General features: G+C 62.1%; 31 protein-coding genes. 1 reads left to right on the forward strand and 30 read right to left on the reverse strand.

Features of this window, described 5'->3' with window-relative positions:
- Window positions 1-69: 69 nt before the first annotated feature.
- Together ACT54R_RS25095 and ACT54R_RS25100 are read right to left on the reverse strand one after the other, a co-directional pair.
- Complete coding sequence (locus ACT54R_RS25095) at window positions 70-1,437, reverse strand: RtcB family protein (protein WP_476331726.1); 1,368 nt, start codon at window positions 1,435-1,437, stop codon at window positions 70-72.
- Window positions 1,438-1,529: 92 nt separating this feature from the next.
- A complete protein-coding gene (locus ACT54R_RS25100) occupies window positions 1,530-1,802 on the reverse strand; it encodes a hypothetical protein (protein ID WP_476331728.1) in 273 nt (90 codons plus the stop codon).
- Between the two features lie 468 nt (window positions 1,803-2,270).
- Between ACT54R_RS25100 and ACT54R_RS25105 the strand changes: the two genes are divergently transcribed.
- On the forward strand, window positions 2,271-2,516 hold the full coding sequence (locus ACT54R_RS25105; protein WP_476331729.1) for a hypothetical protein: 246 nt from the start codon (window positions 2,271-2,273) through the stop codon (window positions 2,514-2,516).
- A gap of 127 nt (window positions 2,517-2,643) precedes the next feature.
- On the opposite strand, the gene ACT54R_RS25110 is transcribed toward ACT54R_RS25105, so the two are convergent.
- From ACT54R_RS25110 to ACT54R_RS25245, 28 genes are all read right to left on the reverse strand, one after another.
- Window positions 2,644-2,928: a hypothetical protein gene (locus ACT54R_RS25110; RefSeq protein ID WP_476331731.1), complete on the reverse strand. Its 285-nt coding sequence runs from the start codon at window positions 2,926-2,928 to the stop codon at window positions 2,644-2,646.
- 89 nt (window positions 2,929-3,017) lie between these two features.
- Window positions 3,018-3,818, reverse strand: a complete 801-nt coding sequence (locus ACT54R_RS25115; protein ID WP_476331734.1) for a hypothetical protein — start codon at window positions 3,816-3,818, stop codon at window positions 3,018-3,020.
- A 109-nt stretch (window positions 3,819-3,927) separates the two neighbouring features.
- Window positions 3,928-4,173: a hypothetical protein gene (locus tag ACT54R_RS25120; RefSeq protein WP_476331737.1), complete on the reverse strand. Its 246-nt coding sequence runs from the start codon at window positions 4,171-4,173 to the stop codon at window positions 3,928-3,930.
- A gap of 30 nt (window positions 4,174-4,203) precedes the next feature.
- Window positions 4,204-4,431 (reverse strand): hypothetical protein, encoded by a 228-nt coding sequence (locus tag ACT54R_RS25125; protein WP_476331740.1) that lies wholly within the window; start codon window positions 4,429-4,431, stop codon window positions 4,204-4,206.
- On the reverse strand, window positions 4,428-4,991 hold the full coding sequence (locus tag ACT54R_RS25130) for a 3'-5' exonuclease (protein ID WP_476331743.1): 564 nt from the start codon (window positions 4,989-4,991) through the stop codon (window positions 4,428-4,430). The genes ACT54R_RS25125 and ACT54R_RS25130 overlap by 4 nt, the downstream gene beginning before the upstream one ends.
- Window positions 4,988-5,509 (reverse strand): HNH endonuclease family protein, encoded by a 522-nt coding sequence (locus tag ACT54R_RS25135; protein ID WP_476331745.1) that lies wholly within the window; start codon window positions 5,507-5,509, stop codon window positions 4,988-4,990. The genes ACT54R_RS25130 and ACT54R_RS25135 overlap by 4 nt, the downstream gene beginning before the upstream one ends.
- Window positions 5,509-5,763, reverse strand: coding sequence for a hypothetical protein (locus tag ACT54R_RS25140; RefSeq protein WP_476331748.1), 255 nt, complete (start codon window positions 5,761-5,763; stop codon window positions 5,509-5,511). The genes ACT54R_RS25135 and ACT54R_RS25140 overlap by 1 nt, the downstream gene beginning before the upstream one ends.
- Window positions 5,760-5,978, reverse strand: a complete 219-nt coding sequence (locus ACT54R_RS25145) for a hypothetical protein (protein WP_476331751.1) — start codon at window positions 5,976-5,978, stop codon at window positions 5,760-5,762. Before ACT54R_RS25145 ends, ACT54R_RS25140 begins: the two co-directional genes overlap by 4 nt.
- Before the next feature lie 19 nt (window positions 5,979-5,997).
- Window positions 5,998-6,573: a phosphohydrolase gene (locus tag ACT54R_RS25150; RefSeq protein ID WP_476331754.1), complete on the reverse strand. Its 576-nt coding sequence runs from the start codon at window positions 6,571-6,573 to the stop codon at window positions 5,998-6,000.
- Window positions 6,574-6,575: 2 nt separating this feature from the next.
- Window positions 6,576-6,962: a hypothetical protein gene (locus tag ACT54R_RS25155; RefSeq protein ID WP_476331757.1), complete on the reverse strand. Its 387-nt coding sequence runs from the start codon at window positions 6,960-6,962 to the stop codon at window positions 6,576-6,578.
- Between the two features lie 83 nt (window positions 6,963-7,045).
- The gene (locus ACT54R_RS25160; protein ID WP_476331759.1) at window positions 7,046-8,407 is read right to left on the reverse strand and encodes a hypothetical protein; all 1,362 of its coding nucleotides are present in this window, start codon (window positions 8,405-8,407) and stop codon (window positions 7,046-7,048) included.
- Window positions 8,377-10,707, reverse strand: coding sequence for an ATP-binding protein (locus ACT54R_RS25165; protein ID WP_476331762.1), 2,331 nt, complete (start codon window positions 10,705-10,707; stop codon window positions 8,377-8,379). The genes ACT54R_RS25160 and ACT54R_RS25165 overlap by 31 nt, the downstream gene beginning before the upstream one ends.
- Window positions 10,708-10,800: 93 nt before the next feature.
- Complete coding sequence (locus ACT54R_RS25170; RefSeq protein ID WP_476331765.1) at window positions 10,801-11,136, reverse strand: hypothetical protein; 336 nt, start codon at window positions 11,134-11,136, stop codon at window positions 10,801-10,803.
- A 64-nt stretch (window positions 11,137-11,200) separates the two neighbouring features.
- On the reverse strand, window positions 11,201-11,800 hold the full coding sequence (locus ACT54R_RS25175) for an AAA family ATPase (protein ID WP_476331768.1): 600 nt from the start codon (window positions 11,798-11,800) through the stop codon (window positions 11,201-11,203).
- Window positions 11,800-12,276: a dUTP diphosphatase gene (gene dut / locus ACT54R_RS25180; RefSeq protein ID WP_476331771.1), complete on the reverse strand. Its 477-nt coding sequence runs from the start codon at window positions 12,274-12,276 to the stop codon at window positions 11,800-11,802. Before dut ends, ACT54R_RS25175 begins: the two co-directional genes overlap by 1 nt.
- 41 nt (window positions 12,277-12,317) lie before the next feature.
- Window positions 12,318-12,569 (reverse strand): hypothetical protein, encoded by a 252-nt coding sequence (locus ACT54R_RS25185; protein WP_476331774.1) that lies wholly within the window; start codon window positions 12,567-12,569, stop codon window positions 12,318-12,320.
- A 12-nt stretch (window positions 12,570-12,581) separates the two neighbouring features.
- Window positions 12,582-13,451, reverse strand: coding sequence for a hypothetical protein (locus ACT54R_RS25190; protein WP_476331777.1), 870 nt, complete (start codon window positions 13,449-13,451; stop codon window positions 12,582-12,584).
- A 33-nt stretch (window positions 13,452-13,484) separates the two neighbouring features.
- Entirely contained in the window at window positions 13,485-14,072 is a 588-nt protein-coding gene (locus tag ACT54R_RS25195; RefSeq protein ID WP_476331780.1) for a class I SAM-dependent methyltransferase, read from the reverse strand.
- A complete protein-coding gene (locus ACT54R_RS25200; RefSeq protein WP_476331783.1) occupies window positions 14,072-14,434 on the reverse strand; it encodes a DUF4031 domain-containing protein in 363 nt (120 codons plus the stop codon). The genes ACT54R_RS25195 and ACT54R_RS25200 overlap by 1 nt, the downstream gene beginning before the upstream one ends.
- Entirely contained in the window at window positions 14,434-16,437 is a 2,004-nt protein-coding gene (nrdJ, locus tag ACT54R_RS25205) for a ribonucleoside-triphosphate reductase, adenosylcobalamin-dependent (protein ID WP_476331786.1), read from the reverse strand. Before nrdJ ends, ACT54R_RS25200 begins: the two co-directional genes overlap by 1 nt.
- A 135-nt stretch (window positions 16,438-16,572) precedes the next feature.
- On the reverse strand, window positions 16,573-17,139 hold the full coding sequence (locus tag ACT54R_RS25210; protein WP_476331789.1) for a RuvC family protein: 567 nt from the start codon (window positions 17,137-17,139) through the stop codon (window positions 16,573-16,575).
- A complete protein-coding gene (locus ACT54R_RS25215; protein ID WP_476331792.1) occupies window positions 17,132-17,311 on the reverse strand; it encodes a hypothetical protein in 180 nt (59 codons plus the stop codon). Before ACT54R_RS25215 ends, ACT54R_RS25210 begins: the two co-directional genes overlap by 8 nt.
- On the reverse strand, window positions 17,311-17,748 hold the full coding sequence (locus tag ACT54R_RS25220; RefSeq protein WP_476331795.1) for a hypothetical protein: 438 nt from the start codon (window positions 17,746-17,748) through the stop codon (window positions 17,311-17,313). The genes ACT54R_RS25215 and ACT54R_RS25220 overlap by 1 nt, the downstream gene beginning before the upstream one ends.
- 72 nt (window positions 17,749-17,820) lie before the next feature.
- A complete protein-coding gene (locus tag ACT54R_RS25225) occupies window positions 17,821-19,758 on the reverse strand; it encodes an AAA family ATPase (RefSeq protein ID WP_476331796.1) in 1,938 nt (645 codons plus the stop codon).
- A complete protein-coding gene (locus ACT54R_RS25230; RefSeq protein ID WP_476331799.1) occupies window positions 19,755-20,117 on the reverse strand; it encodes a hypothetical protein in 363 nt (120 codons plus the stop codon). The genes ACT54R_RS25225 and ACT54R_RS25230 overlap by 4 nt, the downstream gene beginning before the upstream one ends.
- Before the next feature lie 62 nt (window positions 20,118-20,179).
- Window positions 20,180-21,247 (reverse strand): metallophosphoesterase family protein, encoded by a 1,068-nt coding sequence (locus ACT54R_RS25235; protein WP_476331802.1) that lies wholly within the window; start codon window positions 21,245-21,247, stop codon window positions 20,180-20,182.
- Window positions 21,244-21,774 (reverse strand): NUMOD4 domain-containing protein, encoded by a 531-nt coding sequence (locus ACT54R_RS25240; protein WP_476331805.1) that lies wholly within the window; start codon window positions 21,772-21,774, stop codon window positions 21,244-21,246. Before ACT54R_RS25240 ends, ACT54R_RS25235 begins: the two co-directional genes overlap by 4 nt.
- Window positions 21,775-21,786: 12 nt before the next feature.
- On the reverse strand, window positions 21,787-22,422 hold the full coding sequence (locus ACT54R_RS25245) for a hypothetical protein (RefSeq protein ID WP_476331807.1): 636 nt from the start codon (window positions 22,420-22,422) through the stop codon (window positions 21,787-21,789).
- Window positions 22,423-22,430 lie beyond the last annotated feature (8 nt).

Raw genomic sequence — 22,430 nt, forward strand, 5'->3', positions numbered from 1 at the left:
TCCAGTCTCCTTAGTTAAGTCAAAATCGACTGATGCTCTAGTTATAGCGCGAACTCGCGAGGACGCGAATTAGCGATTGCGCCAGGGTGCGTCTTTTTCCCAGTCGCCGGCCATGATCGAGCCGTAGGGGATGACCTCGTCCACGATCTCGGCGAGGTCGAACTTCTCGATCTGCGCCCGCACCGCAGCCGCGTTCTTGTAGGCCGAGGGCAGCTCGGAATGGTCGGGCGTGCCGCAGTAGCTGCGGATGTCGAGTCCCCTGCCCCGCAGATCGGCCAATTCGTCCTCGACGCCGGTGTTATCCCGCAGGAACGCTCGCCGGCCCATGTTGCGCCCTGCCCCGTGCGGCGCGAAGCCAAGCGCGCCCTTGTTGTCGGAGTGCCGGGTGATCAGGATCGGCTCGCTCATGTTGAGCGGAATGAGCGTCAGGCCGCTGTCGTCGGCGGCAAACCCGCTCCAGGACGGCGTCGCGCCCTTGCCGTGGTAGAACAGGCCGTCGCTCTTGCGAAAGACGAAATTGTGCTCGTTCCAGAACCGCGTCTCCACCTTGTTGCCGATCATGGCGGCCGCGGTGTCGTGGATCGAGAAGTGGTTCAGCTTCGTCCACGCGCGAACGATCTGGAGCGCGTCCCAGTAGTGCTCGCCGGTCTCGGACTCGGAGTCGATCCAGGCGTTGTGTGCCGGCACCTTGGGCGCGTGGATTGCGGTGTGCCGCTTCGCAGCAGCCATGCCGCGCTTGTAGAGCTGGGCGCCCAGCCCGCGTGAACCATGATGGGTGACGAGCGCAGTCTGTCCCGTAGAGGCCAGCGTGCCGACAAATGCGAAGTGATTGCCGTCGCCCTGGGAGCCCATGTGCCCGATGGCGTAGTTCTCCAGCCCCTTGAGGAACGCATTGTCCTCGAATTGGGTGAGGAGGGAATGCAGGAACGTGGGGTGGACGGGCATCTTACGGCCGCCGGGGCCGAAGTGCGTGACAGCCTGCACGGCGTCAAGGAGCTGCTTCGGGTCCATCGTCCGCTTGAACACGGAGATGGCGACCGAGCAGCAGATATCCGATGAGTGCATCCCCGGGTGGATCGCGTTCTTGGTCGCGACCACACCGCCGACCGGGATCGTGCCATCCTGACTGCCGCTGGGGCAGGCATCGGGCATCACGGCGCCGGCAACGACGGTCGGCACGCGCATGAGCGCGTCCATGTGCTTGACGACGGCTTCGAGATTGGACCGCTCCAGCTCGTTCTCCGGCTCAAGGAAGACCTCAAACGGGATCGAGTTGGTGCGCATCTGCGTCTCGACCGGCACCATAAGCTGGAGCGCGGCGAAAATCTCGTCGTCGGACAGCCCCTGCTCGCGATACAGATTCGCGGCACGGATGCCATCCTTGAACCATCGGCCCTGCTGAAAGCCCCACTCGATGAGTGTCTTTCCGGTGATCATGGCGATCTCTCGTTTGTGCGGAAGAACGATTTAGCGAAAGGGGGAGAGAGCGGGCGCGCGAAAGCGCCCTACCCCTCTATCCCGCGTTCGCGTTAGTGCTTGATCCCGAGATCGATAAGCGGCCCGCCGCCGGTGACATCGTTGACGATGTTGGTCAGCATGTCGCGGATCTGCGGCGAGCTGGTCACGAGCGCGAAGAGCGTCAGGAGCTGACCCTGCTCCTGCTGGCGCGCCGTGAGGGTGTTGGGGTCGATCTGGCCGGTCGAGAAGATCTGAAACGACCCGTCCTTCCGCAGGATGAAGCCGGCGTCGCCATCCTGGATGGGCTCGTTGATCAGGTTGGCGGCGGTGAAGACGGGCTGCATACGATGTGTGCTCCAGTGTGTGAACTCGCTACATGATGATTATAGCGAGCGCAGACGAGCACTGAGCGGATAGATCGTAAAACCGTGATACCCGCGACGGTTGCGTGAACTTGGCTATAAACCGTGCCTAATGTTCCTGCGACATCCCGACGCAGGCGAAGCTGGGTCATTGCGTTACAGCTTGGGAGCGCACGCGACACATTGGAGGCGCTTTAATATCTGTCGTTGCGGTAACTTGTAGGTAAGCGGGTCAGGTGCAGCCCGACGGTAACGGGGGACTCCCGATTAGCTTTGCAAGTTAACGAACGTTACTAGAACATGGCAATTGTGCGGCAATTGTAATTGACTGGACCCATGTGCTTGCATACCGTTGGGGCCATCGAGGTGCCCCATTGAACAGACAGGGTACAATGTAATAAAGGGCGAGTCCGTGTGATGTATAGGTTAGGGCAATGTGCATTCGGAGACTTGCGGGAGCAGCTGCTCCAGCATTTGTGTAAATCGGTTCAGGCGTTTTTGCTGGAGCGAGAGCTGCCGGCGCCGCATCCCATAACTGTGGGGAATTTCTCGGTCGATCTGCGGGTGTTCTGCACCGAAATGCTCATGCTTGGCGCCGACGTATGGCCCATGGGCGAAGAGGCGATAGAGGAAAACGGCGAGACCGCGGAAGCGTTCGATCTCCAAACCGTCCTCTATGGAAAGCGGGAAATGTAGGCCGCGTGAAAGCGCGGAAGAACGACGCCGGGTAATCGCGCAATCAGGAAAACTGGTAGAGCGCGATTTCGCTAAAAGGCGTCCCGGCGAAGGAACGACACAACGAAGGGGCGGCCTCGCCCCTTCGTCAAGTCGCTGAACCGCAGCGTCCCGAAAGAACGCGATCCATAATGCGCGCGTTCTCGCATTCCCCGAAAAAGCCGATTAGCTCTTTAGGGTCGGTCGCGAACTTCACCTCGTCGACGCTGTGGGCGTCATCGACGTTCCGGGCGATATAGATGGACGCCACCTGGTGGATGGACATCGAGCGACGGCCCCGCTCAAAGCCCGAAGCACCAACGAACGAGCCGATTAGCGTGGCGTTCAGCGCTAAGCAGCGGTCCAGCGTATTGAAGGTAGAACGAAAACCCATTTGCCGCATCTCCACGAAAGCACGTTTTAGCGAAATAGGGCGACGGCGATTATGCGGTCGCCCTATTTAGAGTGATCGCATGAGGGCGATCAGGCGGTCTTCGTGAGTTTCTCCACGAGCAGCGAGTCGGGGTTGAGCGTGAGCGTCTGGCCCGAGCGCGTCCCGATCTTCAGCGTGGCGAACAGGGCCATCACCTGGCCTGCCTGGCTGCGGGCGGTGCCGATGGTGTACTTGCTCTCGGTGAGCGCCGTGACGAGGTCGTTGGTCGTGACCGTGCCCTTCGCGACGAGCGTCTTGAGGCAGGCCGTGACGTAGACGCTCGGATCGCGGCCGGCGTTCACCGCGGCGAAGAGATTGTCGAACTTGTCGGCGATCTTCTTCTGCGAGGGTCGCAGGGCGAGTACGGCGGTCTTGTTGGCGTCGAGGTCGAAGTGGTCGTCGTCGTTCTGCGAGGTCAGCAGCACGAACGTCTCGCGGGGCAGGGCGGCGAGGTCGCGCTCGACCTTCGGGGCGCTCGCAGCCTTCGGGGTGCGCGGCTTCTTCTCGGCAGGGGAGGGGGCCGGCTCGGGGTCCAGGTTGATGCCGGGAGAGGCCGCGACCGTCTCGCTCATCACCTCGGCGACCATCAGGCCCATTTCGAGCTCGCGGCTCACTTCCTCGTCAAGCTCGGTCAGCTCGTCGATGACCACCGGGGCATCGTCGCCTTCCTCGTCGAGCTCCTTGAGGCCCAGCGCCTCGGCGTCCTGGTCTTCCTCTTCGAGACCCTCGACCACGGGCTCGTCGATGATATCCTCGCCCGCGTCCGCGAGATCGAGTTCGCCGAGCAGATCATCGATCTGATCGTCGGAAATGGCGGCAGTGTTTTCCGCCTGATGAAGCTTCGGGTCCATTCGCTCAATTTCCTCAAGTTGTTGAAACAGCAGTTCGTCGCTGTCATCATCATTTATAGATGCACCGCTTGAGGAATTCGGCTGGGACATTGCGTGACCTGTAGGGGAGTTAGTCGGATTCTTTGATGCTCGAAACCTGGACGGCGACGGGCGGCTGGCTCCCGTAGACGGTGAGGGCGACGGTCGCGCCGAACAGCAGCCGCAGCCGGGACTTGAGCGAGGGCTTCCAGATGCTGGTGTGGTACTTCCCGTTGACGTAGACGGGCAGGCCGCAGCACGGGCCGTTCTCCTTCTCGTCCCAGTCGTCGTTGCTCACATAGGTCTTGTTGGCTGCGGCGAACTTGATTGCGCGCATTGGCGGTAACGCTCCTTCGCGAAATAGCGATCAGACGATACGAAGATCGGGCTTGGGCGGGGGAGGGGAGGGCGCAAGGCGCGAGGACAGATAATCGCAGGCCGGGTGCGGCTGCATCATCTGCGGGAAGCGCCGGACCCGCGCATCAGCGCCGATCGAGATCCGCACCACTCCGAACGTGCCGGGTTCCAGCGTGCCGACGCTGTAGATGATGGCTCCCGGCCCCAGCGGGGGCATGTTGTCGTTCTCGGGTCTCATGCGGCCTCCTTCAAGTCCTGGAAGTAGCCCCAGCCGCGGGCGCGGAAGAACGCTTCCATCATCACGTCCACATCGTAGTCCGCCTTGTGCGCCGCGGCCGGGTCGTAGAGGACGCCGCACGCGAAACAGAGCTCCTGGAGCGTCGGCGATTTGCCGTTGTAGGTGGCCCACCTCGCGTGCTCCATCGTGTCGAACAGCGGCCGGTCGACCGGCGTGACGCCGACCCGCTTGAACTCCTGGTCGAGGAAGGGCTTGTCGAAGGTGATGATGTTGTGCCCGACCAGGCACTCCCCCTTGCGCATGAAGTCGGCGATCCGCTCGGCAACGTCCTTCCAGATGGGACAACCGATCAGGTCACGGGCTGAAATGCCGTGAACGCGCTGCGCGTCGGCTGCGATCGAGCGCTGCGGATCGATGCGCAGATGCAGCTCCTCGATCTTGCGCCGCGTGCCGGCGGGCAGATCAGGGTCGAGATCGTAAAGCGCGCCGTAGAACTCGATGATCCGATGATCGGGATGGAGCAGACCTGTGGTCTCAGTGTCGAGCCCGATGGCTTTCATACGTGCTTCCATGTTCTGCCGGCACGGATGGCCGAGATTGTTCGGGGCGAAACTGCGTATTGTATAGCAAGAGCAGCGTCGGACGCTTCGGATTCTCGAATGGAAATCACTGCGGCCGCGGTGAGCTTCGCGTTCGGGTTGGATGAGCCCCGTGTGGACTTCAAACCCGTCCGATGTGCGTGCTTCTCGTTGTCGGCGCCGGTCGACCACTCCAGATTGGCCTTGGCGTTGTTCGACTTCACGCCGTCGATGTGGTTCACCTCCGGCAGATTGAGCGGGTTCGGGTGGAAGCGCAGCGCGACCACGCGGTTGACCAGCACGCTCTTGGTGATGCCGGCGAAGGTGAGGTTGAAATAGACCCGGCCGCTCTTGGCGTGGGTCGACACCTTCACCTGGGTGAGCTGGATCGTGCCGTCCTTACCTCGCCTGGGGCGCCAGATGGTGCCGTCCTCCCGCGCGACGATGGACTTTGCCTTCAGCGCGCGGGTGATCCAGGCGTCTTTGTCGAAGGCGGCCATCAGTAGCCGCAAGAGGCTTTGGCGCGATTGTAGCCCTGCTCGTAGAGCTCCGGCTTGGAGCGCCGCTGCGCTTCGTCGTAGCAGGCGTCCGTCTGCCAGTGGGCGTCCGAGCGCGGGTTGTTGTTGGCGAAGGCCGAGAGCCAGACCTTGTTGTCGATCTCCTTCACCAGGTCCATGTCGGAAAGCGCCGCGATCTTCTCAAGATAGGCGCTCTTGGGCTTGCCGTAGTTGTCCTTGCCCTCGTACTTGCTCACAGGTCGAGCTCCTTCTGCACCTTTTCGATGAGGTCTGCGGCCTTCCAGTCGGCGAGGCCAGTGATCGTGCTGTAGACGGCGTCGGTCGCCGCCTTCAGCTCAGCCTTGGTCATGGTCTTGTCGACCAGGTAGCGATGGACGCAGTCGTGGACCACGTCCAAAGCCTTGCGCGAGAGCTCCTCAGAGAGCTCCGGCCATTTGCGCTCGTCAGTCATCGTGGGACCCGGCGACGGATCAGCGCCGCTCCATGATCTCCCAGAAGCGCGCCATGAACTGGCTCTTCGCCTCTTCGGGGCTCCAGCAGGGCAGGATGATGTCGGCCGCGACGCTGTCGTCGTGGAGCTTCCCGCTCTCCCACTCCTCGCCGGGAGCCTTGACGATCAGCTGCCGTTCCTCGGTCGTCGCCAGCATCTCGTCGGCGACCTTCACCGACGCCGGCCACGGGTAGTGCAGGCCGAACTTGCGGGCGATGACGCGCTCGTTGAGGGTCTCGACCTTCTTGAAGGGCTCCGCGAACTCCGGGGTGTACTTGAGGGGCCGGATCAGACCGCCGTTGTAGGCCTCGGAGCCGTCATGCAGCAGTCCTTCCAGGGCGTCCTCGGGGTCACAGAAGCGGGACACATGCACCGAGTGCTCGGCGACCGAGTAGAACTTGGTCGTGGCGCCGTTCCAGCGGCAGCGCATCGCCAGATGATGGGCGATGGTGACGATGTGGATCTCGTCCGGGCGAGGATCGAAGGGCCAGTATTTCGTGCCCATGAAGGTGTGCATGTAGCGGCCGGCGCGCGCCGGCCTGACGTGCTGGTTCATGATCAGCGGTCCTTGAAGGAGAGGGTGTCGACGATGGAGTGGTTGAGGTAGAATTGATCAGCCACTTCGCGAAGGGCGTCGCGCATAGTGTGAGAAGTCGCCCAGCTAGCCAGGCGGTCGTGGGCATCCTGGAGTTCTTTGAGCAAATTCTCATGCGCGCGAAGGTCGGCGCAGACCTGAGAGTGCGGGGCGAGAATGTCCATCGCATCGGCGGCGTTCTCGCCCTCGATCTCGCCGCGATAGTCGGCTTCGGGAATGAGCGCGCCGACCGCACACTTCATGCCGTTCGGGCCAAAATAGACGCAGGCGTCCTCGTTGGCGTCGAAACAGCGCGTGCCCTGCGCGAAGAGGTGGGTCGCCACCTGATCGAAAATCTCCTGCGCGTTCATGTGATCTCCTGCGAAACAGCGATATCGCTAAATCAAAGTCTAGCGATATCGCGTCGGATGTCGGTTGGATCAGGGTGGCTTGTTCAGTCCTTGCGGAGGTGCTTGGTCAGGGACTTGCGGTCCATGCCGAGCTCGGCCGCGATCTGGCGCAGGGAGATGTTCTGCTCGAACATCCACTTGGCGTAGGCCAGGCGCTTCTCGTAGGGCGCGTCCTTCGCCGGCTTTTTCGGCTTCTTGGCCTTGACGGGTTGGGACCCGCCGATTGTCTTCGACGCCGGCTCCTCGATCTTGCGCGTCGTGACAGCGGGGTGATTGAGAGCGGCCGGCGCGGGGGTCTGCTTGCTGACCTCGGTGCGCTTCTGCTCCATCGGGGGCGCCTTGACGTGCCCGGTCTGCACCGCGGCGGTGATCGCGTCGGCCGGGGATGCCTTCATGGCCGCGAGTGCCTTGTTGACCTCCTTCGGGTCGACGTAGGCGGTATTGGGCTTGAAGGTCTGGACGTTGTAGCTGACGGGCGTCGCCTGCTTTCCGGTCTTGATGGCGAACGGCTTACCCTCGACCACCTTGACCCACTCGGTCACATCGGTGTGCCGGCCGGCGACAACTTCGGCGAGCAGCGCCGCGCCTTCGGGGTCGGTCTCCAGCCCCTTGCCGCCGGTGAGCACCTTGTGAAGCCGCTCGGGAATCTCCGCGACGATGTGATACGCCAGCGCGCGCATCTTGGTGGTCTCGTCCTGGGGAACGGCGACCACATCGTAGGGTTGGACCTTCACCAGGGTGATGGTCCGATTTCGGAAGTAAAAGCCGCTGACGTAACCGACCGTACAGACGTGAAGCCCGGTGCCGCAGGCCTGCCGACGATCCTCGTTGATCTCCTCCAGCGGCATCTCGACGACCGAGCCGAGACCCTGGGGAATTGCCTTGCTGTGGCAGTCCAGCCAGCGGCCCGGCTCCGAGGTCTTGTCCAGGATCTTGTAGCAGATGATCGAGCCGTCATCGGCGACGGGCAGATCGCCCCGCTTGATGAACTTCCGCAACTCGTCGGCGCTGTGCTTGCGCGTCTGGAGCGCAGCCTTACGGACGAACTCGCGGATCGCGTCAGGCGAGGCGCCGGACAGCTTGCCTTCGAGCTCCTGAAGGTTCTCCACGACACCGTCTTCCGTCTTCACGGTCACGGCGCCGCTCTCGGCCACGATGACTTCGGCGCCGGGGAGGGCGGCCGCGACCCGCTGGACGATGGTGAAATCGTCGAGGTTGATCGTGACGGACTCCTTGCCACCCTTGGCGAGCTCGCCCATCGTGGCGTCCAGAATATCGCGCGTGCGATAGTCCGACTGGGGCAGAACGAGCGACTGCCCGTTCGGCTGGAATAGCGTCACCCCGTTCGCGCTGATGATGGCGCCGGTGACAGTAATCACACCGCCTTGCATGTCGAATCCTTCCACTTGTCGGCAGTCTTGAGGAGCATGGTGAGGAGATCGGCGAACTTGTCGGCGCTGTCGCACCGGACATTCTCCAACTTGTTCTCGTCGAACATCGCCAGCGCGCCGTTCTTTTCGTTATGTTGGGGAATCGTCTCCCAAACCTTCATATCGACGGGAATCGCCCGATAGCGGCGAAGTCGTTCGTCGAGGTCGATATCGGCCCAGGGCGTATTCACGTAGGACCGCTTGTCAGCGTGTTCCTTAAGTTTGTCGGCGACCCGTGCCATCTCAAACAGACGGTCGAGCTGGGCATCGCTGCGATACGGGATGCCGAGAACGATGTGGGCCGCGCGCCGTGAAAGCCGAGCGACACGAGCCAGCGCCCGATGTTCGCTGCTGATGCCGAGTCGAAACACGCCCATATATTTGGGCAGGTGCTTATTCTTGAAGTGGTTCTCGATCTCGTCGAGGAAAACCTCGTCCAGCTCGCGGATGTGACGCGCCTCGGCCTTGTCGAGTTCGGTCTTATTTCGCACTACCACAGTCTTGGGGTAGAGCTTGGCGACCTGCGCAGGAAGAGTGATATCCTTGAGCTTGACGCCGCAGTTCTGGTAGCAGAAATAGCGGACATAGGCTGCGGGATCGGCAATTTCATTATGGCCGATTCGATAATAGCTAAAGCCATAATCGTTGCAGCTGGCGTGCGTATAATTGGCGGAAAACTCACGCCACGTCGCAGTGACTTCCGGCTTCGGCTCGGGCTTGGGCTTCTTGACCCGCGGCACCGGAACCGGCTTGGGAACGATCCTCGTGTAAATGCCGAACCGTCCGGCCTTGTTGGCGATCTGGTTGATCTGCTCCTCTGTGAGGAACTTCGACACGAGGTAGACGCCGTCGCAGCCGTGATAATTGACGCCGGCCTCACGCGAATGAGAGATCACGAGTTCAGGGGCCGGGAAGCCGTAATTAGAACATGCCGTCCGCTCAGCAACAGGCATGTTGCCGCTGATATCGCGGTAGTAGATCGTGAACGGCACGTTGATGTCACGAACGAGCCGACGCATGATGACCCGCAAACGACGCTGCGCGATCTGTGTGTGGGAGAACTCGCGGGAGCCCGGCGGCACACCCTTGAGGACTTTCAACACCGTAGGGCGCAGATAGGTCCAGGTGCTGCTCAGACTTTCGCCGCGCAGATGATGGTGTTTCATCATCATCAAACAGACCTGCTCGACGCCGATAGCGAATCGATGGTCGAACGCGGAGGAGTCGCAACCGAGCGTGTCCAGATTCCGATCAAAGATCGTGGCGCTGCGCTTGTTCGACCAATGATGAGTCGGGCCGACTTCCTTGGAGTGTTGCTCGAAGCTTCGGCGCCAGGTCTCGATGATCGTCCGTTTATAGGTCGTGCGCACCTGAGTCAGGGCGTTGCGAATGAGCGCCCGAACACTCTTGATGGTGCGTTCATCGAAAGAGAGCGCCTCACGCGAAGGCGCGACCGTGATGGTCGAGGGGAGCGCGCGGAGCGTGAGTATGGCGCTGGAGCCAAAAAGATCCCCGAATTCCTTCCATTCCTTCTGAAAATGGTCCATCTCGATCGGATACTCGACGTTGCCGTAGAGCAGTCGAATCTTGCGGCCGCCCCAGCCTTCGTATGACAGGGCGAAGTCGCCGGGCTTGAGGTTGTCAAGCGGCCGGCGCGTTAGCTCATTACCGTTGAGCTTCACGCGCATTCCACCCTCGTTGGTGATGCGCTCCACCCACTCGCAGAACTCAGACACGTCGTGCTTGCTCTTGATGGGCACCGAGACGGTCAGGCCGCTCTCCTCGGTCGGGCCGGCGGTCATCAGGCGGATGCCGGGCGCGCCCTTCGTCTCCTCGGTGCCGCGATGCACGACATAGACCGACTGCCGGCCGGCGTTGCGGTTGGTCACGGTGAAGTGGTCCGTGTAAGCGATCGGCGCCTTGCTGCCGAGGCCGAAGCCGCCCGTCTGTGTCGGGTCCTTCGCCTTCGTCGACTTCATGTAGGTGCAATAGATGTCGGTGAGCTGGTCCTCGGGGATGCCGTTGCCAAAATCCCGGATCGAGAACTCGTGGTCGTTGAGCGTGACCTCGACAAAGTGCTCGGGGCGGCCCGCCTCGATGTGGGCGTCGACCGCATTGCACAGGATCTCGCGAACGACAGCTCGGACCTTGTTGGAATAGATCGTGTCCGAAAGGATCTTGAACGTTGCCTCGTTCAGATCGATCGTGAACGCCTTCGCGACTGTGCCGCCGACGATAGCGTATGCGTCGTTATTTGGAAGCTCGGCTACAAGCATTGATCTCTTCTCACGTTGCGCTCACTAACAGTTATAGCGAGCGCAACGCGGAAGACATTAAATAAAAATCGAAATAAGCAGGAACTTATTGATCTAGCAGGAAAATTTGCGATCTATGGCGGCCAGCATGAAGGGTGTCATGTCGTGCTTGAGGGTCTCGGGGTCTGCCGCGGAAGCCATCTCCATGAATGCGGTCTTGATCTGCCCGGCATTAACCACACCGCAGAACGGGAATTGGCGCGTCTTCACGGCCGACCCCATGATCCCCGCGTAGACGCCAAGGAAATATTGATCGCAGGCAAAGCCGTCCATCACGTCGGGCGATTGGCACAGCCGATAATAGAAGGCGACCGAGGAGCCAGACTGCGCCTCGACCGCCGGAGCACCCATCAGGGCCAGAAAGCCAAGCCCAAGCAACCACTTCCGCATCTGTCCTCTCCGAACGTCAACCTGACGAATCGTCTATAGCAGAAGCGGTGCTTGGATGCCTGGATCAGTGAAGGGATCGCTGCTTGTTCGCGTCCCGGTAGCTCTCCATTCGCTGGGCGATGATCTCCATCACGAGGTCGACCCGCTCCTGGAGATCGGTCGTCTCGAAGAAGTACCGCTGTCCGTTGAAGCGCTGCGTCGCGCCTTCGACGATCAGCTGGTGCTGCTCCTGGTAAGCCAGGTTCGGCGGCGGCTTTGTGGGATCGACGGTGAAGAAGGGCAGGGGGCGCAGCACCATCATGCTGTCGAAGTGCGTGTTGGCGACCCGCACACACGCATCGATATAGTCGATGATGGCGTTACCCACCTCCAGGTCGGTGTTGTGCATCGTCACTTCACCGAGGGTGTAGCCGATGAAGTCCAGCGGCGACCGGTCTGTGATGAACGCGCCCTTGATCGCCTTGATCTCCTCGACGTAGCGCATGAGCAGATGCTTCTGCGCCTTCAGGCGATCATCAATCGACAGATCGGCGACGGGATTGAAGCCGATCTCCTGCATGATGCGGGTTACGCCAGCATCATGATAGTGAATGCCGATGCGCTCGGCCACGGCCTTGGCCGTCGTGGTCTTGCCAGACCGGTGAGCCCCGATGAGCGCGAACATCAGACCCCCGTCGACCCGAAGCCGCCGGCGCCGCGCTTGGTCTCGGCGTCGAACTCCTTCACCTCGATCAGCGCAGCGCGCAGAACGGGCGCGAACACCATCTGGGCGATGCGGTCGCCGGGCTTGATGTATACGGGAACGCTGCGGTCCTTGTTGTAGGCGGCCACGAAAATCTCGCCCTGGTAGTCCGAGTCGATGACGCCGACGGTGTTCTTGAGGGTCAGGCCCTCCTTCGTGGCGCGGCCGCTGCGGGGATAGATGAATGCGGCGATGCCAGGGTCGTTGATGTTGATGGCGATGCCGGTCGGGATCATGAGCGTCTCGCCGGGGTAGAGGCTGAGCGGCCGCTCCAGGTGAGCGTGTAGATCGACCGCGGCCGCGCCGTCAGTCGCATACTTCGGCACCTCGGCGCCGGGGCGCACGATCTTGAACTCGACGGGAACGACGCGGAACAGATGGGGAGAGGCAGGGGACACGGTGTTTGCTCCGATAGGGGAGGGAATGCCGAAGGGCTTGATCACGCCGTCTGCTCGTCGGCCTGGGCGGTGAAATCGGTCATGGCGTCTTTGATGAAGTTCTGGGCTTCGGCGAGCGCGAACTCCGCGGTCAGACAGGGGCCGATGAGGTGTGGCTCGTGCGCCTCGATCGGCACTTCGGGATTGTGGAGATCCCAGTAGAAGCCCGGCGCGAGGTCACTCTCCGGCTGGTTGGTCATGTCGTAGACCAGCACCTCGATGGGGTAGCCCTCGTCGTTCGTCTGTTCGGTCATCGGTGTGATCCTTCAGCGGGCTGCGAAGAGCCGTTCCATTTCCTTGCGGTGCTGAACCCAGCCGGTCAGGTTGCCGTGGAGGTGAGGCCGGACCCACTCGTCGGTCTGGGTGATGCCGTGCGGCACGAAGAGGATGCGCTTGCGGTCGGGCGTCGCCTGATGCTCGAAGGGCGAGGCGTGGAACACGTCAGCGCTCACCAGCCGGCCGCAGAGCGCGAGATCCTCGTTGGTGTCGGGCCGGCGACCATCGTGCGTCAGGTAGGAGGTGCGGGCGCAGCGAGCGGCCGAGATGTCCTTCTGCAGCTCGACCGGGATGGTGCGCTCGTCATCCATCACGTAGGGCAGGTGCCACTGACCGGGCGACAGCAGCTTCGGCTCGCTCTCGTCCATCGCCATCCAGATCACGTCGGCGAGCACATGGATGTGGGGCTCAGCGTCCTGGTGACGGCGCAGCTTGAAGAAGTTCTCCCACTCGGTCGATGTCACCACGACGGTGATGTGCGACCACGGCTCGATCATGCGGTTGACGATCTGCTTGTGGATGCCGAGCTTCGCCATCAGCCAGGCGAGGCCGACGACGAGGTACATGGCCGCGAGCCAGACCATCTTGGCCGCGAGGCGCCGGAAGCCGGTCGCTTCCTCGTGCGACTGCATCCCGGGCCGGTTGAGGCCGAACGAATAGGGAATGAAGGGATCGGCGAGCACATCGCGGATCAGCTTCCACACCGGGATCGCCCGGGAGCTGGAAGCGTTGCGGGAGAAAACCCGATGGGTCATCAGCTCCGAATGGATCGGCCGCGGGTAGCGCAGCTCCATCGTCGTCAGCCGGATGCCTTCATCCGACAGGCTGTCTTCAATGACCTTCGCCGAAATCGTCGTCATGAGCCCTCACAGTTCAGTCAATTTCGATTTAACTTATAGCGCGCGCAAAGCGGCTGCGAGCGTGTCGAAGCGCGGAATGGGTCGATATCCGGTCTGGCCGTCAAACTCGCGATCCCAGACGAACCACGCGACCTCAAGCGTCGGGCGGCCGAGGTTGAGGAAGTCCGGGCGCCAGGTCAGCGGATAGACCATGGAAGGCGGGTACTTCTCGAAGAGCGGGAGCCTGGTCGCGGCGTGGTAGTAGGTGGACTTGAGCAGCAGAGCCATCTTGAGCGGGTTGAAAGCCATGCCGTGCTCGATGAACTCCAGCGCCAGGTTGAAGGGCGGGTTCGTGACGATATTGGCATTCAGCCGGCCGGATTTCGGCCTGGTCTTGAGGAAGTCGGCCACCTTGCCGTAGCCCTGGGGCACGATGTCGGTGCCGTACACCTGACAGCCCGTACCTTTTTCGAGCTCCATGGCGAGCTGGCCGTTTCCACATGCCGGCTCCCAGATGGGTCCTTTGAAGCGTTCGACAGAGAGAAGCGACCAGACGACATTCGGCGGGGTAGGGTAGAAGTCACGTTCCTGCCGTTTGGAGGTCTGTCCACCTCCAACCATCATCGCGCCGAGGGCCGCCATCAGGTCTCTTTCCGTTTGCGAAGTTGGGCGATCGTCTCCAGCTTTCGGGTCGCGTGCTCGATCAGCACGGTGTCGCCCGAAGCGAGGTCGCGTTCTGCCTGCCACGCGATCGGCCCGTATTTGTCGGTCTCGATCGCGCCGGCTTTGACAGCAAGGGCACGTTTGCCCTTGCTGATATCGAAGTAGACCCAGCTCGCATTGCGGTGCTTGCCGAACGAGAGGGTAGGGTGCCCCTGTATCCACTTTCGCTGGACGCCGATCCGGTCGACCATCTCCAGCAGCTCATCGAGCGTGTCCGCCCAACAATGGCACATGACCATGTTGCCGAAGGAATGGCAGGCCGGATCGACGTAGACGGCCATCAGCGCACCGGGCAGGCGCCGGTCGCGCAGTCAGCGTCTTGCAACTCCTCCAGCGAATTTGCGCCGTCGATGTTGATAGGCTTGAGGCTGTTCAGGTATTCCCGATAGACCTCTTCCGTCACCACCTCCTGCGGGAGGTACTGGTAGCCGAGATCCTCAGCCGTCTTGGTCGGATCGTCGCGATAGAGCCAGGACACGCCCACGTAGTTGTCCCAGTTGGCATAGAGCCACTCGACGATGTCCTGGACCTCGCTCGGATCGTAGTAGATCGTCACCGAGCAGTTGTGGTCCACGTAGTTCTCCATCAGGAGCTTGTAGCGCTCCAGCTGGGCCACGGCGGACTCGTTGTTGCCCTCGATCTCCCGACCGCCGAAGGTCATCTTCTCGAATTCCACGTCTTCGTAGGCGACGGGGAACGACACGATCACGCACGATTCATCGCTCGGATGCGGGAACACGCGATAGCCGGCGTCCTTGAGCAGCTCGACCAGCGGATCGTGCTTGGAGAAGTTGATGTTGTTGAGGATGTACTTGCCGATCGGGCGATGCACACCCTCGGTCGTGTCCATGATCTTCGACAGCGTGCCGGAAGGCTTCACCGTGGTGACGGCCTTGGGGCGGGGCAGGCCGAGTTCGTCAGCCATGGAGTTGGCGGAATTCACCGCGGCCAGGCGGTACTTGCGCAGATCCGACGCGATCGCCTCGCGAGAGTGGGTCTTGCTGCGCTTGTCGAGCCACTTCACGAAGCCGGTGAGGCCGACGCCGCACAGGCGCAGGAACTCGTTCAGTTCGTGCCAGCTGGTGGACAGCACGCCGTCGCGCAGATCCACGCAGGTCTGGCGGTAATTGGCACGGGCGACGATGTAGATGGCCTCCTCCAGGCCGACCGGGTCGTCGATGAACTTGCCCCAGTCCACCTCGACGAGGTTGCAGAAGCTCTTGTTACCGAGAAGGATCTCGGCGCAGGGGTTGACGCCCTTGAACCACGGGGCGCGCCGCCGGGCTTCCGCGCCGTTGATGAAGCCGGGCTCGGAGCCGCCGGCATCGATCATCATCTGGAAGAGGCCCTTCAACTCCAGCTTGGACGGGCGCTCGTAGAAGATGAGGCTGTTGTTGGACTGGGACCGCTGCGGGTTGCCGGTGTTCCAGTATTCCTTCTTGGCGGTCGCGAAGCGCTCAGCCTCGGGATCATCCGAGTCCATCACGATGATCTCAGCCGAACGCCGGGACGACAGCGTGGTGCCGAGCCAGTTGAAAATGTCCATGATGTCGAGCTTGGTGAGCAGCTGACCGGCGCGCCGGGAGAGCAGCTCGCAGATCGCCACGAAGGCCTTGGAGATCTCGCCGTCGCCGGAGGAGATCCAGCCATAGCCCTTGAGACGGATGCCGCCGGCGCGGACCTCGGTGAAGTCGAGAACGACGACGTCGACCGCGTCCTTCATCACCATCAGCTTGCCGGCCGCCTTCGCCCAGGCCGCGGCGCTGTCGCCGATCGTGAGGTGCCAAACCTTCTTGCCGTCTTCGCGCACATAGGTGCGGGTCTTGTTCTTCTCGGCGCCGCGCTCACCGGCCTCCCATTGAGCCACGGTGCGCTCGGACCGGATGACCTCGACCGTGACCGGCTTGGTGAAGCCGTTCAGAATGCCGTTGAGGGGCTTACCGCCCACGCCGCAACCCTGGAGCAGCAGCCAGAAGGCGTCGACCACGTCGTACACGTCCTCGGCGTGCTCGAAAGAGCAGTTGAACTGCGAGGCCTCACGGGTCTTGGCGATATCGGTGCCGCCGAGCCAGAGCGTGCGGCCGGAGGTCATTGCCTTGCGGTCGAGCATGAGGCTCCGCAGAACCTCCAGCTCCTGAACCTGGTCCTCGTTCAGTGCGGAGCCCTTGGCGCGCTCCCAGAGCCAGCGCTGATGCCCGATGACGCGATCGACGGTCTGCGCCCAGGTCTCGAAGACCGTGCCTTCGTCGTTGAGCGGGCGGTTGTAGGTGCGCCGAGTGATCATCTGAGCGCGAAAAGACGGCTGCGCGGCAAGCGCAGGTACAGACTGAGCCATTTACTGTCGTTCCTGGTCTCGGATTATGGGCGTAGATGTTAAGTCAAAATCGACTTAAGCAACAGACTTGAAAAAGGCGGGCGCTTATGCAGCCGCCTTCCACATGGCGAGCATCCGGCGGAATTCATCCGTCTTGATGCCGGCGTGACCGATCGCGATAGCATCGGCCAGATGCTCGTTCTTCTCCGTCGGCACCATCACGCCGCCGCGCTTGACGGTCTTCCATTTGGCCGTGGGATAGTTCGCCATCGCCCACTCGATCATCTCCTCCTTCGAGGCAGTCTTGGTGCCGACGGCAGCGAGCTTCGTCTCCGAGGGCATGACCTGGATGAGGGGAATGGGGCAGTTGGCGAGAATGCCGATGGCGACGCCGAAGGAGAGAGCGGCCCGAGCGGACTGGGCGCCCGAGGGGATCTCGCTGAAACAGAGCGTGCAGTCCGAGACGAACGCTTTGAAGCGCACCGCAATATCCTGGGCGCGGCGCAGATCGTCAGAGTTTTGCCGGACGGTCTTTCCCGTCTGCTTCTCGGTCTCGATCAGGTCGAGCGCCTCGACCTCGAAGGTCAAGGACCGCAGGTCCAGCACCATCTTTGCCAGGCCGACGTTGCGCAGGGAGGGGTCGCAGGCTGCGACACGAACGAAATCAAGCATGGGTGGTCTGCCTCTGAAGGGCGGCCGCGCGGCGTCGAGCGCGACGGTTGTCGCGGTCGAACCAATACGGCACGGGGACTTGTGGGATGCTCGGAAGGATGGCGACGGGACGCTCGACGGGCGGCGTGCCGGCCAGGTGCCAGAACAGCAACCAGGCGAAGAGGCTGTTCATCAGAACGAGCCCCAGTGCTCGTTGGCGTCGTACTCGTCCTTGTGCCGGGGCTCGGGCACGATGCCGGCCTCACGACGAGCCCGGGTGACGACCGAGTTGACCGCGTTGTTGAACGTCTTGGCATTGGAGCCGAGGGCCGCGATCAGCTCCTTCTCGAATTCCTCGCCGAAGGCGTCGATGGCCTTTCCCTGCGCGAACTCAAGCTGGGTGTAGTCGGCCGCGTCGACCGGCGTGAACTCGATGACCAGCCCGCGGGCGCCGGCACGAACGCCCTTAAAGAAGAACTCCTCGGTGCCGTGCAGCTTGCGCGAGCGATAGGTGCCGTCTTCCTTGAGACCCTGCCCCACCGTCGGCGCCGACAGCTTCCAGATCTTTTCGGTGATCGAGGCTGCGTGGGTATTCAGCTTCTCGATCACCGGGGCCAGATTTTCCGACATTCGCACATCCCGTGTTAAATCAAAAATGACTGAACTAGTATAGCGCGAATGTCGCTGGAAGATGGGTGTGGGTCAGGCAATCTCTTCTTTCACCGTTGCCACACCGCCGGTGTTGCTCACCGTCAGCACCTGCGAGACCCAGTCCTTGAGATCGTTGTGGCTGATCACCACGACGGTGCCACGCTCGCGCGCCTTCTCCTCCAGCACCGCGGTCAGGCGCTCAAGGCCGTTCGTGTCGAGCGCCTGATCGATCTCGTCGCCGATGAACAGGTCGATCGGCTTGGTGGCCCGGGACGCGACCATATCCTGGAGCGCCAGGGCGCACGCGATCCGAACCTTGCGCTTCTCGCCGCCCGACAGACCAGCGAAGCTCGCGGCGCCGGACGCCTTCGCAACCTCGATGGAGAACTTCTCACGAAGCTCGCCCTTGGCTGTCTTCACCAGCGTCGTCCATGTGGCGCCGATGTTGCCGTCGCTGAGGGTGCCGAGATACTTGGCGGTCTGGTCGTTGAGGAACGGCGTCACGGTGTCCAGGATGTGGGCGCGCACGCCGGCCGGTGCGAACACCTTCACGACCGTGTTGGCGATCTCCAACTTCTCCTCGGCGATGACCAGCGATTTTTCGAGGTCGACGATCAGACCCTTGATGCGCAGGATCTCCTTGTTCGCGCGCTCCAGCTGCGCGGAATAGGGGTGTTCTCGCTTTCGCTCGTCGTCGCGCCGGGCCGCTGCATCCTTAAGCTGACCCGCGAGCCGGTTGAAGTCGGTCTTCATGACCGCGATCTCGCGCAGGAGCTTGTTCAGAGCGTCGATCTTAGCGCTTGTCGCGCTGACGTTCGTCATAGACGCGCGATGCTTCTCCAAGCGCTCAGCGAACGTCTCACGCGATTTGCGCGCGTCTTCCAGTTCGATCTGTCGCTCGTCATATTTGAGAGTGAGCGCGTCGATGCGCTCCGCGGCGAGCTTGCGGACATCCTCGATGTCGTGCTCGCAGAACCCCTTGCCGCAGGACGGGCAAGGGGTGCCGATCTTCTCCTTGACCTTGTCGAGGCCGCGCTTCTCGTTGTGAAGGTCCTGCTTGATGTCGGCGAGCTGGAGCTTTACGGCGTTCTCGCGTGCCTCTGCCTTGGCGAGTTCGTGCGCAAAGGTGCGCTCGATCTCCAGCTCGCTCTTGACCGCGTCAAGCTTCGCCTGCTCCGCCATGAGCTGGTCGCGCACCGACGGTTCGTCCAGCTTCTCGATGTCGGCCTTGGCCGCGCGCACCTTGGTGCCGAGTTCAGCCACGACGATATTCGCATTGGTGATCACGACAGCCTGGTTGTCGTGCCAGCGCTTGATGTCGTCGGAGAGGCCGGCGGCGATCGTCTCTCCGGCTGCGAGTTGGTCCCTGGTCCGGTTCAGCTCCTCGTCGACCCGGTCGCGCGCGTGCGACGCCTTCTGGAACCGTTGACTGGCCTCCTTGTATGCCTGCTCCAGGATCTCCGTGCCGGCAGCCTCCTCGATCAGCATCTTGAGCGACTTGTCGGTCATCGCCGGGAGATCGGGCATCTGCTCCTGACCCGCGTAGATCGCCGATTTGAACACCTCGTAGCCGCAGCCGAGGATCTTGTAGACCTCCTCCTGCGTCAGCTTGTCGGTGCCCTTCGTCAGATCGGTGCGCGTGCCTGCCGCGTCGATGTGGGTGAGGTGCAGGGCGTTCTTGTTGGGCTTGTGCTTGCGATGGCGCGCCACCTCATAGGTGTCGGTACCCTCGACAATGGGCACCATAACCCGGGTGTCCTTGCCCACCGTGTTGTTGACGACCTCGTCGCCGGAGACGCCGCGGGCCGTCGTGCCCGTCAGGCACCAGCACAGCGCGTCCATGAGCGACGACTTGCCGGCGCCGTTGGATAGGGCCGAGGTGTCGTCGGCGTTCTCGCCCTGGATCAGAACGAGACCGCGATCGGCGAGGTTGACCTTCGCCGACCCGATCACCAGGAAGTTGTCGATCTCGATCGTGCCGAACTTCATTCGGCCGCCTCCTTCATCATCTCGTTGACCAGGGCCTTGTAATCGTGGGCCGCCGGCGCCTCATCCTTGCGGGCGGGCTTCTCCTCGGCCGATGAGCGCTTGCGCGGCGAGTATTCGGCGATGCCGCTCGTGGCGAACTTGTGCTTCGCCTTGGACCGCACCTCGCGTTCCGGCACCTGGAGCTCGATCTTCACGTCGGCGTCGGGGAACTTCTCCTGATACATCAGGGCCGTGCGATGAGGCAGGTCCGTGTAGACCTGATCGAGCAACCGTGTCTCCTCGCGGATCTTCTTGCCGCGGGTGTCATAGATGGTCACGATCTGCTTCCGCTTCATGCGGACGGTATACATTTCGGTCATGGTGATCTCGCTCGCTCTTACTCGATAAATCTACGCTCGCTGCGCGTGGAAGTCGGGCGGCATCACACGGTGATTGATCGCACCGACGAAAGAATGTCGCTGCACTCGGAGAGAACTGCGCTCTCGTGGGCGCTCTTCATGTCCTTCACGAAGTTCTGGACCGACACGTCCAGGCTCACCGCCTTCGCGACGGGGGAGGGGCCGCGGGCGGTCGTCACTTCGCGCGTCACCTGGAACGACACACCGCGGGCGCCCATCTCGACGAGCTCCTCGCGCATGGTCTCGATCTGCAAGGCCGACATGCGCATCCCGCGCACCCGGACATAGTTGCCGTCCACGATAAGCGGCAGCTCATCGGGATCGGTCGTCTCGTCCACATCGACGAAGCTCGGCGCGTGAGAGGCGTGAAACTGGAACTTGTCCGGCCAAACGAGCAGGAAGCCCGCATTGGTGTTCACGTCGCCCCACGTCTGCTGCGTCGTGGCACCGATCGAGATGACCTTGCCGCCTTCGAGAACGACGTGGTTGTGATAGTGGCCGGCGAACACGCGCCGGAAGCCCCAGCTCGCGACCTCGGACGCGGTCAGGCCGTGTTCCGGCACACCCGTCAGCACGCCGTCGATGCCCGCGTGCATGATCAGGTCGATATTCGCCAATTCGCCTGGCTCGTAGTCCTTCGCGAGCATCTTGACAGCATCGCGCAGGTTGGCCGTCGTCGCCTGCCAGGGAATCATCAACGTGTCATCATGCACCTCGGCGGGGTGGGTGATGATGTCGAACTTCAACAACTCATCGAAGCTCTGAAAGGAGTTGCCCAGCTTTGTTGTGTGCTTACCCTTCAAGTCGTGGTTGCCCGGAATAGCCTCAAACACGAAGCCGTCCTGCTGAAGCTTCTTGATCAGGGAACTGACCGGGTTGAAGACCTCGGGATCGACCGACCCGCGGGTGTGAAACAAGTCACCCGCGAGTGTGATCGTGTCCCCACCTGCCGCTGCCAACACCCCGGCCGCACGCTTGATCTCGTCGAGGATGATCTGAAGGCGAGAGTTCACCCCGTCAGAGTTGGTGGTCGAGAATTGCGACCAGCTATGGCAATGCAGGTCAGACAACAGCAAGTAGGGTGCGGTCATGTCGAACTCCAATTCGCGCCAGAGGCGATGGCGCAAAGTGTGCGGTAACTAATTCCGGTCTCGCGGGAGAGACGGGCGATATCGCCACGCTGACGAAACTTCAGGCGTTCCTTAATCTCGGCAACCTGCATTTCGCTCAACGTGCAGCGCGGATTGCGAACGCCGATATTTCCACGACCATGACGGCGACGATCGTCCATATTCTCTCGCTGTGTTCCCCAATACAAATTGGAGAGCGCAGCGTTGAGTGGATTTCCGTCACGATGCAAACCAAATGGCCGGTCGGGAGGGGCAGCGCCGACAAATGTATTCAGAACAAGGCGATGTACTTTGAATGACTCCTGACGCCACTTGCCGTTGACGATATTCGTCAGTCTCACGACCAAGTATCCGCCCCGCTTCGCGAGGGATGGCGTCAAGATGAGCGGCGTGGAGCGACGAGAATTTGGAAGACTGCGGACACGACCGAGAGTCGAAATCTCGTATCGACCTTCGTATCCCGCCACAGCCTTCCAAATCTCAGTCATCGTGGCCTCCGATCAGTCCACGAGAGCGTTGATGGAGGCGCCGACGTAGTTCAGCACGCCGGTGAGGCCGCTCGCGAGCTCCAGGTTGGAGGCGGTCGTCATCAGATTGTCGGGGATCGTGATGGTGATCGTCTCGGCCGTGTCCAGGTCTTCGATGCCGGTGACGTGCAGGTCGAATGTGTAGCCGCTGGAATTGCCGAAGCTCGATTCCGAGGTCCAGGCATCGACCCCAGGAAAGGCGATGGCCACGAACGCCTCGACGAGCCGCTTGGCCCGGGAGCGGAAGAGCTTCGCGAGCGGATCTTCACGCTGGCCTTCATCCTGCGCGTCGTTCTGATCGTCGACGGCAAGCTGGGTCGGATCGCAGACCGGACAGTCGCAGGCGGTGTCGGCGGACACTGCGTTGACGCCGTTCTGCTCGCTGGCGCGCTCGGCGTTGATCTCGGCGCCGATGTCGGCGACGGTCTTCGCGATCGCATCCACGATGCTGCCGCCCTCGGGAATGACGACCCGGCGAATCTTCACGTTGGGGCCGAGCCCGGCAAACGGAAGCGGAATGTCGCCGTGCTCGCCCTGGGGAATGGTGCTGAGAATGTGAGCCATCGCGGCGCGGAAGGCGTCCGGGCCGGTGAAGACGGGCTTGTTCATGTGATCTC

It is taken from the genome of Xanthobacter sp. DMC47 (assembly GCF_056313845.1).